Annotated in this window: 16 protein-coding genes; all 16 read left to right on the top strand. The window is 34.0% G+C overall.

Translation table 11 applies throughout. The features are described from left to right. The first annotated feature begins 54 nt into the window (after positions 1–54). The 16 genes from ptb (at position 55) to CDO51_RS05345 (ending at position 13,892) form a co-directional block, all read left to right on the top strand. Entirely contained in the window at positions 55–966 is a 912-nt protein-coding gene (gene ptb, locus CDO51_RS05420; RefSeq protein WP_089023292.1) for a phosphate butyryltransferase, read from the top strand. Between the two features lie 25 nt (positions 967–991). Next, the gene (locus tag CDO51_RS05415) at positions 992–2,056 is read left to right on the top strand and encodes a Glu/Leu/Phe/Val family dehydrogenase (protein ID WP_089023291.1); all 1,065 of its coding nucleotides are present in this window, start codon (positions 992–994) and stop codon (positions 2,054–2,056) included. A 34-nt stretch (positions 2,057–2,090) separates the two neighbouring features. Continuing rightward, positions 2,091–3,167, top strand: a complete 1,077-nt coding sequence (gene buk, locus CDO51_RS05410) for a butyrate kinase (protein ID WP_089023290.1) — start codon at positions 2,091–2,093, stop codon at positions 3,165–3,167. Positions 3,168–3,180: 13 nt separating this feature from the next. Next, positions 3,181–3,870: an ATP-binding protein gene (locus tag CDO51_RS05405; protein ID WP_089023289.1), complete on the top strand. Its 690-nt coding sequence runs from the start codon at positions 3,181–3,183 to the stop codon at positions 3,868–3,870. Between the two features lie 56 nt (positions 3,871–3,926). Continuing rightward, positions 3,927–4,148: a 4Fe-4S binding protein gene (locus tag CDO51_RS05400; RefSeq protein ID WP_089023288.1), complete on the top strand. Its 222-nt coding sequence runs from the start codon at positions 3,927–3,929 to the stop codon at positions 4,146–4,148. Between the two features lie 30 nt (positions 4,149–4,178). Then, positions 4,179–5,243, top strand: a complete 1,065-nt coding sequence (locus CDO51_RS05395) for a 3-methyl-2-oxobutanoate dehydrogenase subunit VorB (RefSeq protein ID WP_089023287.1) — start codon at positions 4,179–4,181, stop codon at positions 5,241–5,243. Next, positions 5,243–5,992 carry a thiamine pyrophosphate-dependent enzyme gene (locus tag CDO51_RS05390; protein ID WP_089023286.1) on the top strand — a complete coding sequence of 250 codons (750 nt, stop codon included), beginning with the start codon at positions 5,243–5,245 and terminating at the stop codon, positions 5,990–5,992. Before CDO51_RS05395 ends, CDO51_RS05390 begins: the two co-directional genes overlap by 1 nt. Before the next feature lies 1 nt (position 5,993). Continuing rightward, positions 5,994–6,539 (top strand): 2-oxoacid:acceptor oxidoreductase family protein, encoded by a 546-nt coding sequence (locus CDO51_RS05385; RefSeq protein ID WP_089023285.1) that lies wholly within the window; start codon positions 5,994–5,996, stop codon positions 6,537–6,539. A gap of 76 nt (positions 6,540–6,615) precedes the next feature. Continuing rightward, positions 6,616–7,692 carry a DUF3866 family protein gene (locus CDO51_RS05380; protein WP_089023284.1) on the top strand — a complete coding sequence of 359 codons (1,077 nt, stop codon included), beginning with the start codon at positions 6,616–6,618 and terminating at the stop codon, positions 7,690–7,692. A 10-nt stretch (positions 7,693–7,702) separates the two neighbouring features. Next, positions 7,703–8,227 carry an NUDIX hydrolase gene (locus CDO51_RS05375; protein ID WP_089023283.1) on the top strand — a complete coding sequence of 175 codons (525 nt, stop codon included), beginning with the start codon at positions 7,703–7,705 and terminating at the stop codon, positions 8,225–8,227. A gap of 14 nt (positions 8,228–8,241) precedes the next feature. After that, positions 8,242–9,417 carry an endonuclease Q family protein gene (locus CDO51_RS05370; protein ID WP_089023282.1) on the top strand — a complete coding sequence of 392 codons (1,176 nt, stop codon included), beginning with the start codon at positions 8,242–8,244 and terminating at the stop codon, positions 9,415–9,417. A gap of 78 nt (positions 9,418–9,495) precedes the next feature. Beyond that, on the top strand, positions 9,496–10,128 hold the full coding sequence (gene spoIIM / locus CDO51_RS05365) for a stage II sporulation protein M (protein WP_089023281.1): 633 nt from the start codon (positions 9,496–9,498) through the stop codon (positions 10,126–10,128). A 95-nt stretch (positions 10,129–10,223) separates the two neighbouring features. After that, entirely contained in the window at positions 10,224–11,339 is a 1,116-nt protein-coding gene (gene ald, locus CDO51_RS05360) for an alanine dehydrogenase (RefSeq protein WP_089023280.1), read from the top strand. A gap of 162 nt (positions 11,340–11,501) precedes the next feature. Next, positions 11,502–11,705: a hypothetical protein gene (locus CDO51_RS05355; RefSeq protein WP_089023279.1), complete on the top strand. Its 204-nt coding sequence runs from the start codon at positions 11,502–11,504 to the stop codon at positions 11,703–11,705. A 91-nt stretch (positions 11,706–11,796) separates the two neighbouring features. After that, on the top strand, positions 11,797–12,684 hold the full coding sequence (gene xerD, locus CDO51_RS05350) for a site-specific tyrosine recombinase XerD (RefSeq protein WP_089023278.1): 888 nt from the start codon (positions 11,797–11,799) through the stop codon (positions 12,682–12,684). 41 nt (positions 12,685–12,725) lie between these two features. Beyond that, positions 12,726–13,892, top strand: a complete 1,167-nt coding sequence (locus CDO51_RS05345; protein WP_089023345.1) for a phosphopentomutase — start codon at positions 12,726–12,728, stop codon at positions 13,890–13,892. Positions 13,893–13,898: the final 6 nt, after the last annotated feature.

Genomic DNA, 13,898 nt, shown 5'->3' with positions numbered 1-13,898 from the left:
TGTTGATGAAAATTAATTAAAACTATTGAAGTATCAAAGAAGGGGGGATTAAAGATGGTCAAAAATTTAGATGAAGCAATCTCAAGAGCCCAAAAGCTATCATCACAAAAGGTAAGTATTGCTGTGGCAGAAGATAAAGAAGTTCTAACTGCAGTTAAAGAAGCTGTAGAAAAAGAAATTTGTGAACCAATATTAGTTGGTGATGAAAGTAAGATTAAAGAAATTTCCTCTGAACTTGATTTTGATGTAAAAAAATTCAAAATCATTGATGAAAAAGATGCACCAAAAGCTGCTAAAAAAGCTGTGGAATTGGTTTCTAAAGGAGAAGCTGACTTGGTTATGAAAGGCCATGTACAAACAAAAGATCTCTTGAAAGCAGTTTTAGATAAAGAGATTGGACTAAGGACTGGTAGAATTCTAAGTCATATTGCAATTTTGGACGTTCCTAACCATGATAAATTACTATTCCTAACTGATGCAGCTATGAATATTGCTCCCGATTTGAATCAAAAAATCAATATAGTTCAAAATGCAGTTGATATGGCTATTAATATGGAAATACCGGAACCAAAAGTAGCTCCTTTAGCTGCTGTAGAAAATGTCAATCTTGATATGGATGCGACTTTAGATGCTGCACATTTGTCTAAGATGGCTGATCGTGGACAGATAAAAAATGCTATTGTAGATGGTCCTTTGGCACTAGATAATGCAATTTCTATGGATGCAGCTAAACATAAAGGTATTGACAGCCCTGTAGCAGGACAGGCTGATATTTTATTAGCACCTGCAATTGAAACTGGAAATGCATTATATAAAGCTCTCACTCATTTAGCTAATGCTAAAATCGCGGGAGTGATTTCTGGTGCTAAGTCCCCTGTAATATTAACTTCTAGAGCAGACCCTCATGAAGCTAAAGTATATTCTATTGCAGCAGCTTGCTTGATGGCTGCAAATCAAAAAGCATAATAAAATTTAAGGAGGTTGTTTAATTATGAATATTTTTGAATATATGAATAATAATGAACATGAACAGTTAGTACTATGTCAGGACGAAAAAAGTGGTCTAAAAGCTATTATTGCAATCCACGATACTACTCTAGGGCCAGCTTTAGGTGGAACAAGAATGTGGACATATAACTCTGAAGAAGAGGCTATTGAAGATGCTTTAAGATTGTCTAGAGGTATGACGTATAAAAATGCTGCTGCAGGCCTAAACATTGGTGGTGGAAAAGCAGTTATTATGGGAGACCCTAACTCTGATAAATCAGAAGAAATGTGGAGAGCATACGGAAGATTTGTCCAAAGCTTAAATGGCAGATATATCACTGCTCAAGATGTTGGTGTTAAAGTTGATGATATTGACAATATTAACCTTGAGACAGAACATGTAGCTGGTCTTCAAAGTAAAAGTGGTGACCCATCTCCTGCAACTGCATATGGAGTATACTCAGGTGTGAAGGCTGTTGCTGAACAAGTATGGGGAGATAGTAGTCTATCTGGGAAGACTGTTGCTGTTCAAGGTTTAGGTAGTGTTGGACAGTATCTATGTGGTCATTTACATGAAGAAGGGGCTAATATTATCGTAACTGATATTTATCAAGAAACTATTGATAAAGTTGTATCACAGTATGGTGCTAAAGCAGTTGAGCCTGATGAAATTTATGAGCAAGAAGCTGATATTTTCGCTCCATGTGCTCTTGGTGCTATCTTAAATGATGAAACAATTCCAAAGTTAAAAGTAAAGGCTGTAGCTGGTGCTGCAAATAATCAATTAAAAGATGAAAAAGTTCATGGTGAAGAGTTGAAAAAACGAGGAATAGCTCATGCTCCTGATTACGTATTAAATGCTGGTGGAGTTATGAACGTATCAGAAGAAATATCAGGATATGACAAAGATAAAGCTTATAGAAAGATTGCAACAATTTACGATAGGATTAAAAAATGTTTTGAAATAGCTAAAAGAGATGACATAACTACTCATGAAGCTGCGAATAGAATGGCAGAAGAAAGAATTGAAGCTATTAAAAATGTAAAAACTAGCTATGTCAGATATTAATCTATAAAACATCAAATATTCGGGAGGGGTAACAATGAAAAAAGAACATCGCTTGCTCGTAATAAACCCTGGATCAACTTCTACAAAAATTGCAATTTTTGATGGTGAAAAACCTTTATTTGAAAAGAAGCTTTCCCATTCTCCCGAGGAATTAAATGAATATGACAGCATTATTGATCAATATGATCTAAGAAAAGAAAGTATTCTTTCTACTCTAGATGAACAAGGTATTAATTTTAATAAATTAGATGCTGTTGTAGCCAGAGGTGGGCTTTTAAAGCCCATTTCTGGTGGAACTTATCGGGTGAATGATTTGATGATAGAACATCTACAACAAGGTTATCAGGGTGAACACGCTTCAAACTTAGGTGGTATTATTGCTAAAGAAATTTCAAAGCAATTAGACATTCCTTCATATATTGTGGATCCAGTTGTTGTTGACGAACTTCAGGATTTGGCGCGAATTTCTGGGTTTGAACCGGTTGAAAGGCGAAGCATTTTCCATGCGCTAAATCAAAAAGCAGTAGCAAGACAGGCAGCTTCTTCATTAAACAAATCGTATGAAGATGCTAATTTAATAGTTGTACATCTTGGTGGAGGCATCTCTGTAGGTGTACATGAAAATGGTAAAGTTATAGATGTTAATAATGCATTAGATGGAGAAGGTCCATTCTCACCTGAGCGGAGCGGTGGATTACCTAATGCCGACTTAGTAAAATATTCTGAAACAAATAATTTAGAGTGGAAAGATTTAAAACGTAAGTTAATTGGTAATGGTGGAATTGTTTCTTATCTAAATACAAATGATGGTCGTGAAGTAGTTGATAGAATTGAATCAGGTGATGAAAAGGCTAAACTTATTTATGACGCAATGATATACCAAACCGCGAAAGAGGTCGGAAGCTGTGCACCTGTATTAAAAGGAAGTATTGATGGAATTGTCTTAACTGGTGGTCTTGCTCATGATGATTATTTAGTTACTAAACTGAAACAGTATATTAATTTCCTAGGAGATGTGCTTGTATTTCCAGGAGAAGATGAAATGCAATCATTGGCTGAAGGCTGCTTAAGAGTTCTTAGAGGCGAAGAACCAGCTAAAGAATATTCATAAAAAGGTGAGTTATATGACAGATAAAATCTTATCTACCAAACCAGTGATAATTTTTTCAGGACATTTTGGTAGTGGAAAAACTGAAAATGCAGTAAATTATTGTCTTCACCTTAATTCACAAGATTATAAAGTTAGTATTGTGGACTTAGATATTATTAACCCATACTTTCGTTCAAGAGAAGCAGGTGAATTAATGGAGGAAAAAGGTATTCATACAATCTTGCCTCCAAGAGAACTTCAACATGCAGACTTTCCAATAATTCCACCTCAAATTAAAGGAGCAATTGTAGAACAAGATGGAAAGCTTGTAATTGATTTAGGAGGAAATCCCGATGGTGCTTTACCAGTAGGGGGACTCCAAAAAGAAGTTACTAAGGCAGGGTATGATATGTGGTTAGTAATTAATGCAAATAGACCACAGACATCTTCTGTTGAAGAAATAAAAGAATTAGCTAGGAAGATAGAGAGTACGTCAAGGTTAAAGTTTACTGGAATTATAAACAATACTCACCTAAAACAAGAAACCACTATTCAAGATATATTAACTGGGTTAGAGTTGTGTAGAGAAGTTGAAAACACGCTAAATATTCCTATTAAATATTCAGCTATACCTAAAAAGTTAACTGATGAAATAGACGATTATAAATCAATTTTAGGGGATTTTTTGATTGTGGATAATTATTTGACTAATCCATTAGATTAGATTAGATTAGATTAGATGTAATGAGCTAGTATTTTTTTGGAAAAGGAGGGTATCTAGTGGCCAAAAAAGGTAAAGTAATTTTCAATGAAGAAAGATGTAAAGGGTGTGAATTATGTATCGATGCATGTCCTAAAAAAATTATTAAACTAGATGATAAAATTAACACTCAAGGTTATCATCCAGCTAAAGTTGATGAAATGGATAAATGTATAGGATGTGCAATGTGTGCTAGGGTTTGTCCTGATGTAGTTATAGAAGTATTTGAGGAAGAAAACTAAGACAATAGGAGTAAGGGAGGGTTTTTAAGCATGGCTAAAACATTAATGAAGGGTAATGAAGCTATCGGAGAGGCTGCTATAAAAGCAGGTTGTAGACATTTCTTTGGATATCCTATTACCCCTCAAAACGAATTACCTGAATATATGTCAAAAAGATTACCAGAGGAAAATGGTAGTTTTATACAAGCGGAAAGTGAAGTTTCTGCAATAAATATGGTATATGGTGCTGCTGGATCTGGGGCTAGAGTTATGACTAGTTCATCAAGTCCAGGTATTAGCTTAAAACAAGAAGGTATTTCCTATATTGCTGGAGCTGAAGTACCTTGTGTGATTGTAAATATTGTTAGAGGTGGACCAGGATTAGGTGGTATCCAGCCAGCCCAATCTGATTATTTTCAATCTACTAAAGGAGGGGGACATGGTGACTATAGACTAATCGTTTATGCACCAGCCTCTGTTCAAGAGTTAGTTGATTTAACTATTGAAGCTTTTGATGTGTCTGATAAGTATAGAAACCCTGCTATGATCTTCGGGGACGGGATTTTAGGTCAAATGATGGAGCCGATTGAGTTCAATAAAGAGCCTATTGATCCTTCAGATCTACCAGATAAAGAGTGGGCTACTACAGGTGTAGGAAAAAAAGGTGAAAAGAGTGTTATCAATTCACTTTCTCTACAGGCAGAAAAGTTAGAAGATCATAACCAAAAACTAAAAGAAAAATACGATAAAATTAAAGCCAATGAAACACGTTATGAAATTTTACATGAAGATGCTGAGTACTTTGTAGTAGCTTGTGGAACAACTTCTAGACTTTGTAAAAATGCTGTTAAACAAGCAAGAGAAAAAGGTATTAATGTTGGAATGATTCGACCAATTACTTTATGGCCTTTTCCTGAAGAAGCATTTCATAAAGTATTAGACCAAACAAAAGGTTTCTTAACTGTAGAGATGAGCAATGGACAAATGATAGAAGATGTACGTTTATCTGTAAACGGAGCCGCTCCTGTAGAGTTTTACGGACGATCAGGTGGTATTATACCAGCTCCAGAAGAAATATTAGAAGCGATTGAGCGGCTTCAAGGAGGTGACCAATAATGGCTAAACAGATATTTAAAAAACCCCAAACTATGGCCGATAAGAAATTACATTATTGTCCTGGCTGTACTCATGGTATCATTCATAGACTAGTTGCTGAGGCCATTGATGAGTTAGATGAAAGTGAAAGCGCTATTGGTGTAGCACCTGTTGGATGTGCAGTTTTAGCTTATGAATATTTTAACTGTGATATGCAACAAGCTGCTCATGGACGAGCGCCAGCTGTTGCTACAGGAATTAAAAGGGTTCATCCTAAAAACTTAGTGTTTACCTATCAAGGTGATGGAGACCTAGCGTCTATTGGAGCTGCTGAAATTGTTCATGCAGCAGCTCGAGGGGAGAATATAAGCGTTATTTTTGTAAACAATGCTATTTATGGTATGACAGGTGGTCAGATGGCTCCAACTACTCTAATTGGCCAAAGTTCAACTACCTCACAATCAGGTAGGGAAACTTCTGTAGAAGGTTACCCAATTCAGATGTCTGAAATGCTAGCTACTCTTGATGGAGCATCTTATATATCAAGACAATCAGTTCATAATGGGGCTAATATTCAAAAGACCAAGAAAGCAATTAAAAAAGCCTTTGAAATGCAAATGAACGAAGAAGGTTTCAGCATGGTAGAGGTTTTATCAAATTGTCCAACTAACTGGGGGATCAGTCCTAAAGAGTCTGTTAAATGGATTGAAGAGAATATGGTACCTAAATATCCTCTTGGGGACGTAAAAACTCCTAAGGAGGTGGAGTAATATGCAGGAAGTTATAATGGCTGGTTTTGGTGGCCAAGGTGTTATGAGTATGGGCCAGCTACTGACATATGCAGGTATGATTGAAGGAAAAGCTGTTTCATGGATGCCTTCATATGGTCCTGAAATGCGTGGGGGAACTGCTAACTGTACAGTAGTTATTACAGAAGAAGAACAAGTCGGTTCTCCTGTTGTATCTAACCCGGATACAGTTATAGCGATGAATTATCCTTCTGTTGAGAAATTTAGAGACGCGATTAAGGAGGGTGGAGCATTACTCTATAATAGTTCTTTAATAGAGGAAGAAGTATCCGCTGACCATGCAGATGTTTATGCAGTTCCTGCGAACAAAATCGCAAATGATTTAGGAAATTCAAGAATTGCTAATATGGTTATGCTAGGAGCTTTTTTAGAACTTTCAGGTGTAGTAACTATTGATAATGTACTTGAATCTCTAAAAAAAGTTTTACCTGAAAGGCGCCATAATTTAATTCCTCTAAATGAAGAAGCATTAAGAAAAGGTGCTGAAATAGTCAAAAAAAGTAAATAGATTTTTGTATGAGAGCATATATTTTAGTAGAGCCCTTAAGGGCTCTACTATTTGATGTTTATTGGAGGTTCTTATTTTGAAACTTTCAATCACTGAGGCTGTGGTTAGTGAAGTGATAAAATTTCAAGATCAATTTCAGGATCTCTATGTAAAAGAACTAGGGACAGATAATAACATCAGAAAAGCAAGACTTTATTACAGGTTTTGTAACCCAGCAATGCAAGGTGATAAAGTACTTTTAAATGTAACTGCTGAAGAATTAAATCTAGGTACTGGCGGTCTTGATTTTGTAATTACAAATCTTTCAAAACAGAATGTAAGATATAATTCATCGGGACATATTATGAAGCTTAGATATACGCCATTACAATTTGCAGTTGAGTCTCTCGAGGAAAAAAAAGAGTATCAAATAAGCGAATCTCAATTTCGTGATCTTAATAAATTACCAGTAGTAGTCGGTGAACTTCATAGTATGTTAGTACCTTTCATTTTAGCTGTTAATCACTTCAATTCTTCTTATAAAATTGTCTATATAATGACTGATGAAGCTGCATTGCCTATGGAACTTTCTCGAAATATTCAACAACTTCAACAAAAAAAATTGATAAACAGTACAATTTCGATAAGAAATTCTTTTGGAGGAGATTATGAAGCGGTTAATATTTTTTCTGCACTTATTTATGCTTATTCTGAACTAAAGGCTGATCTAGTTGTTGTTACTATGGGTCCTGGTATTGTAGGAACTTGTAGTACTTATGGGTTTAGTGGGTTAGAACAGGTATTTACACTGATGGCTGCAAGTAAATTACGCGGAAGTACTTTTTTTATTCCTAGAATAAGTTTCTCAGATTCAAGAAAAAGACATACAGGAATCTCTCATCATACACTTAGTGTATTAAGACTTGCTGATCCTGGTGTGCAAGTTTGCTTTCCAATATTAGATGATGATAAAAATAAATATATAATAAATCAAATGAGTGATCACTTAGAATGCTTTAATAAACATAAAATTTCATGGCTTGATCCAAAAAATTGTGAGTCCTTATATAACAATTCAGAGTTGCCCATTAAAACAATGGGACGATCTTTTCGTGAAGATAAGTCTTACTTTGAATCTGTTTTTGTAACAGCAAAAAAAATAACTATATTTTAGGAGTGTTTTGATGTCTGAAAAAACAATTCAAAAAGATACTGTTTATGAAGGAAAAGTTATAAATGTTGAGAGGCATGATGTTATAGTAGAAAATGGTAATTCAGGAGTGCGCGAAATTGTCAAACACCCTGGTGCTGTAGCTATATTACCAATAATTGGTGATAAAATTTACTTGGTTAGCCAATATAGAAAAGCTATTGAGAAAAAGACAATAGAAATACCAGCAGGGAAAATCGAATCAGGAGAAGACCCAAAAGCCTGTGCAGATAGAGAACTTAAAGAGGAACTTAAAATGGGACCAAAATCTCTAGAATATATGACAACTATTTATCCAAGTCCTGGATTTTTAGATGAGGTAATACATATCTATATTGCAAATGGCTTATACAGTTGTACTGCAGATCATGATGAAGATGAGGTGATTCACACAGTTAAATTATCTTTAAGTGAATTTAAGGAAAAGGTTATAGAAGGAGATATAAAAGATGCCAAAACTATAGTTAGTTTATTATATTATATACAAGAACACAGATAAAAGGATGATAATTCATGAAGAAAGCTTGGTTTGTAGACTTACATATACATATAGGACAAACTCAAAACAAACCTGTAAAAATTACTGCTTCGAACGAGCTGACACTATGTAATATATTAGAATACTCTAAAGAGTTTAAAGGTTTAGATATGGTAGGTGTTGTTGATTGTGCTTCACCACCTGTGATAGATGAATTAGATAAACTCATCAAAACACAGGTATTAGAGGAGCTACCAGAAGGAGGGCTCATTTATAAGGATGAATTAGTATTGATTCCTGGTTGTGAAGTTGAAATTTCAGTGGGAAAAAAAAGAGCGCATTTTTTAGCTTATTTTCCTAATCTCGAAACTATTAAAAAATTTTCAGAATGGATCTCTAATTATATAACTAATGTTAATTTGAGTTCTCAGTTATTAAAAACTAGTTTAGTTGAATTTTGTGAAAACGTGCAAAAGTATGGTGGCTTTTCGATTCCCGCTCACGCTTTTACACCGCATAAAAGTTTGTTTGGGGCTTGTATTGATACCTTAGATGAGCTGGACATTAACTTTAAAGGTTTAGAACTTGGATTGAGTGCAGATACTTATATAGCAGAGTTTATCCCTTCAATTAAGAACCTAACTTATTTCACAAATTCTGATGCCCACTCTTTACCTAAAATTGCTCGAGAGTATAACAAAATCAAATCTGATAGACTAAATTTTACATCTCTTAGTAAAATGATAGAGAAAAATAAAGATGAATCGAATATTGAAAATTTTGGTCTTCATCCAGAACTCGGGAAGTATTATCGCACCTTCTGTCTAGAATGTAATAGAACGGCCTCCCAAAAACCGCCTGTTGTTAGTTGTTTGAATTGTAAATCAAATAAAGTTGTGCTTGGTGTATTAGATAGGATTACACAAATAGTTAATAATAATCATTCTAATACTTCACATCCTAGAAATAATTATAAAAATTATAACTATCAAGTACCATTAGAAAACATTCCGGGTATTGGTAAAAAAACCTATGAGTCATTGATAAAAAGTTTAGGAACAGAATTAGATATAATTCACAATGTTCAGTTAGAAAAAATTGAATATCTAGTTACAAATCAAACATTTAATTATATAAGGAAGGCAAGAGAAGGTAAATTGTCCTTTAAACCTGGAGGAGGAGGCCATTATGGGAGTGTGCAAAAGAAATGATATAGAGTAACATGGTATAACCCGTACTGTTGCTGCATAGAATGTACAAGACTTGCAGCAAGAGTAGGGGGAAAAAGGATGCTTGTATCAGTTAAGGAGATTTTATCTCTTTATATCAAGTACAATTTGATATTATTCTTAATTGTAATACTATTATTTATGGTAGGAGCAATTATTGGAGGATTTGTTGTAAGTGGACTGTCTGACGACATAACATCAAATTTACAATCATATTTAGATAATTTCTATCATTTTGTATCAGAGGACCAGTCTTTAGATTATCATCAAGTTTTTTTATCTAGTTTAGGTTATCACATAACATTGTTAGGAATTATATGGCTTCTTGGTATAACAATGATCGGTATACCTGTTTTGCTATTATTAGTTTTTTTAAGAGGGGTAGCTTTTGGGTTTACAATGGTTTTCTTGCTACAGCAATCATCTTTTCAAGAAGTTATAATGGCAATGATCTCAATCTTACCACATAATTTACTATTTATTCCGAGCTTCTTTATTATAAGTGTTGCAAGTATATCTTTTTCTATTTTGTTGATTAAAAACCAACTGAGAAGGAAATCAATACACCTCATGCCAGAACTAATTAATTATACGTTGTTATTTGTGATGATCGGAGTAGGATTTATTGCTGGATCACTTATAGAGGCGTATATTAGTCCAACATTTATGAGAATATTTTTGCAATATTTGTAAAAATATATTGGCACGTATAACCAAATGTGTTATATTTAAATTGAACGTTTAAAAAAACGATTGATTCCTAAGTATATTTAAAGGGGGCTATTTTAATGTTAATTGGTGTACCTAAGGAGATTAAACCGAATGAGAATCGTGTGGCACTAACTCCAGCAGGAGTTGTAGCCTTGAAACAAAATGGACATGATGTGGTTATCGAAACTAATGCTGGTACTGGTAGTGGTTTTTTCGATGAAAAGTATAAAGAAGCTGGTGCTGATATTGTATCAACACCAAAAGAAGTGTATGATAAGGCAGATATGATTATGAAGGTAAAGGAACCTTTACCACCAGAATATGAACTAATGAAAGAAGGGCAAATACTATTTACTTTCCTTCATTTAGCAGCTGAGCCGGAGTTAACAGAAAAAATGATTGAAAGAAAAGTGACTGGTATAGCTTATGAAACCATTGAAGCAGCTGATGGATCTTTACCATTATTAACCCCAATGAGTGAAGTTGCTGGAAGAATGGCTACTCAAATGGGTTCTAAATTTTTAGAAAAAACTAACGGTGGTAAGGGAGTTTTAATGGGAGGAGTTCCTGGAACAAGACCTGCAAAAGTTACTATTATAGGTGGCGGTATTGTTGGTACAAATGCTGCAAAAATAGCTTTAGGTATGGGGGCAGACGTAACTATCTTAGATATCAGCCCGGCTAGACTTCGTTATTTAGATGATTTATTCTACAACCGTTTAGGTACAATTATGAGTAATCCATTGAACATAGAGGAAGCTGTAGAGGAAACAGATTTGTTAATTGGTGCTGTATTGGTACCTGGTTCAAAGGCACCTAAGTTGGTAACTGAAGATATGGTTTCTAAAATGTCTGATGGCTCTGTTATTGTTGATGTTGCTATTGATCAGGGTGGTTCAATTGAAACTATTGATAGAGTTACAACACATGCAGAACCTACTTATGAAAAACATGGAGTAGTTCACTATGCAGTTGCAAACATGCCTGGTGCTGTTCCAAGAACTTCAACTATCGCACTAACTAATGTTACATTACCTTATGCAATAAAATTAGCTAACAAAGGGTGGAGGAAAGCTGTTCAAGAAGATTCACTTCTTAAGCCAGGTGTAAATACAGTAGAAGGCAAATTAACATACAAACCAGTAGCAAATTCTTTAGGGATGGATTATACTTCTATTGATGAAGTATTATAATAAGTACTAACAGTTGGGAAATGTCCCAACTGTTTTTTTATGTGCACGCAAGTATGGAGGGTACTGTAGCGAATAATTGCAATCACTATTAAGTTTCAAATAATCCCTTCATGATTATTAATAATCAAACATAGTATATTATAAAGAAATGGGGTGAGATAATTGAAAAATACTATTTTTATAACTTTTCTTATTATTTTACTTACCTTAAAGAGTATCTTTTTAATAGTATCATCTCCACTAATTTCAGAACAATATTATGATTGGATTTATACTGAAAAATCATTAGAACGAGTGACTGGAGGCTATGGATTGTGGGAATCATTAATATCAGGTTTAGTAGACTTCTATAATTATGGATTTTAAAGAAATTTGTCGGAGGAATTTTATAATTTACGTTGAAACTTATTTTAAAAGGGATCTGTAATATTAGATTTAAAATGAAAGGTGTATGCCTATGAAAAAAACAATTCAAGAGTTTATTTATTATCTTAATGTAGAAAGAGGGCTTTCAGATAACACTCTAAATTCTTACCAAAGGGATTTGTATAGTTTTTTCACATTTTTACATGATAGTGAAATCTTTGAATGGACACAAGTTAAAAGAACTCATATAATGAAATTTTTAATGTATTTATACGATAAAGGAAGAGCTCCATCTACAATAACTAGAAATTTAGCTTCTATTAGATCTTTTTTTCAATTTTTACTTCAAGAAAGAGTGATTCGAGAAGATCCTTCAACTGACCTTGAATCACCTAAACAAGAAAAAAAGTTACCAGAGGTTTTATCTCCTGACGAAGTGGACAACTTATTGGACCAACCTGATCAAACAACTTTTCAGGGTAAAAGAGATAAAGCGATGCTAGAATTGCTTTATGCTACAGGAATGCGTGTGAGTGAGTTAATTTCTTTAAATGTTGAGCATGTAGATACAAGGAATGGATACATATTGTGTAAAGGTAAAGGTGAGAAAGAACGGATCGTACCATTAGGTAAAATAGCTATTGAATCATTAATAGATTACCTTAGTAAAAGTCGTGCTAGATTTAGAAAAAATCTTTCAGAACAGGCTTTATTCTTAAATCATCATGGCAGACGTTTATCAAGACAAGGTTTTTGGAAAATTATAAAAAAGTATGCTGAGAAAATAGGGATTAAGAATAAAATTACGCCACATACTTTAAGACATTCTTTTGCGACTCATTTATTAGAAAATGGAGCTGATTTAAGAGCAGTTCAAGAAATGTTAGGACATTCTGATATTTCAACAACACAAATATATACACAATTAACAAAAAAGAGATTAAAGGATGTATATTCTAAGGCACATCCGAGAGCATAAAATAGAAATATTACTATGTTAAAGGGGGATTTATTTTGAATATAAATAGAGCAGTTGTAATTGTTCTAGATAGTGTTGGATTAGGAGCACTACCTGATGCACATAAATATGGAGATGAAGGAAGTTTTACTTTAAAACATGTAGCGGAGGGGGTTCAGAACTTTTCACTCCCAAACTTACAGAGTTTAGGATTAGGAAATATAACTGATATCCCTAACTTAGATGCTGAAAAGAAACCTTTAGGCTCTTATGGAATGATGAAAGAACAATCTCCGGGTAAAGATACTACAACTGGTCACTGGGAACTTGCGGGTACTGTCCTTGATTTACCTTTCCCTGTATACCCAAAAGGATTTCCAAAAGACTTGATAGAAGAATTCGAAGCTCGCATAGAAACAAAAACTTTAGGTAATTACCCTGCTTCAGGAACTCAAATAATTAAGGACTTAGGTCAAGAACATATTGACAATGGTTATCCAATTGTTTATACATCAGCTGATAGTGTTTTTCAAATTGCTGCGCATGAAGAAGTTATATCTCCCGAAAAACTTTATGAACTTTGTGAGATAGCGAGGGAATTATTACAAGGAGAACATGGGGTAGGACGTGTTATAGCAAGACCTTTTGTTGGAGAATTCCCTGATTTCAAACGAACTGAAAGGAGAAAAGACTTTTCAATTAAACCACCAACTCCTAATATGTTAAGTCTTATAAAAAATAATAATCTCGATGTAGTAGGTATAGGTAAAATTAATGATATTTATGCTGGAAAGGGAGTAACAAAATCTTATCCTACAAAGACTAATCTAGAAGGTATTGAAAAAACTATTGACACAATTTCTGAAGAAACTAAAGGATTAATAATGACTAATTTAGTTGATTTCGATATGCTTTATGGTCACCGCAATGACCCAGAAGGCTATTATAAAGCTTTATTTGAATTTGACACTTATTTACCTAATATACTTGCTTCTTTAAATGATGATGATCTGTTAATTATTACTGCAGATCATGGTTGTGACCCAGGACATCCAGGAACTGATCATACACGTGAATATGTACCATTACTAGTTTATAATAATAAGCTTAAGTCTGTGGATTTATATACTAGAGAGAGTTTTGCAGATGTAGGGCAAACTATTACATCTTTGTTAGAGGTAGGTAAGACACCAAATGGTAGTAGCTTCGCGGATGAACTAGTTAGATAGATTAAT

It is taken from the genome of Natranaerobius trueperi (genome assembly GCF_002216005.1).
Taxonomy (GTDB): Bacteria; Bacillota; Natranaerobiia; order Natranaerobiales; family Natranaerobiaceae; genus Natranaerobius_A; species Natranaerobius_A trueperi.
Note: the sequence above shows the minus strand (reverse complement) of the source record. Positions and strands in the feature narration are given on the sequence as shown.

Coding starts and splice junctions, on each gene's coding strand:
- ald (WP_089023280.1), top strand. CDS start 10,224: ATGTTAATTGGTGTACCTAAGGAGATTAAACCGAATGAGAATCGTGTG.
- CDO51_RS05390 (WP_089023286.1), top strand. CDS start 5,243: ATGGCTAAACAGATATTTAAAAAACCCCAAACTATGGCCGATAAGAAA.
- xerD (WP_089023278.1), top strand. CDS start 11,797: ATGAAAAAAACAATTCAAGAGTTTATTTATTATCTTAATGTAGAAAGA.
- CDO51_RS05395 (WP_089023287.1), top strand. CDS start 4,179: ATGGCTAAAACATTAATGAAGGGTAATGAAGCTATCGGAGAGGCTGCT.
- CDO51_RS05385 (WP_089023285.1), top strand. CDS start 5,994: ATGCAGGAAGTTATAATGGCTGGTTTTGGTGGCCAAGGTGTTATGAGT.
- ptb (WP_089023292.1), top strand. CDS start 55: ATGGTCAAAAATTTAGATGAAGCAATCTCAAGAGCCCAAAAGCTATCA.
- CDO51_RS05415 (WP_089023291.1), top strand. CDS start 992: ATGAATATTTTTGAATATATGAATAATAATGAACATGAACAGTTAGTA.
- CDO51_RS05405 (WP_089023289.1), top strand. CDS start 3,181: ATGACAGATAAAATCTTATCTACCAAACCAGTGATAATTTTTTCAGGA.
- buk (WP_089023290.1), top strand. CDS start 2,091: ATGAAAAAAGAACATCGCTTGCTCGTAATAAACCCTGGATCAACTTCT.
- spoIIM (WP_089023281.1), top strand. CDS start 9,496: ATGCTTGTATCAGTTAAGGAGATTTTATCTCTTTATATCAAGTACAAT.
- CDO51_RS05375 (WP_089023283.1), top strand. CDS start 7,703: ATGTCTGAAAAAACAATTCAAAAAGATACTGTTTATGAAGGAAAAGTT.
- CDO51_RS05370 (WP_089023282.1), top strand. CDS start 8,242: ATGAAGAAAGCTTGGTTTGTAGACTTACATATACATATAGGACAAACT.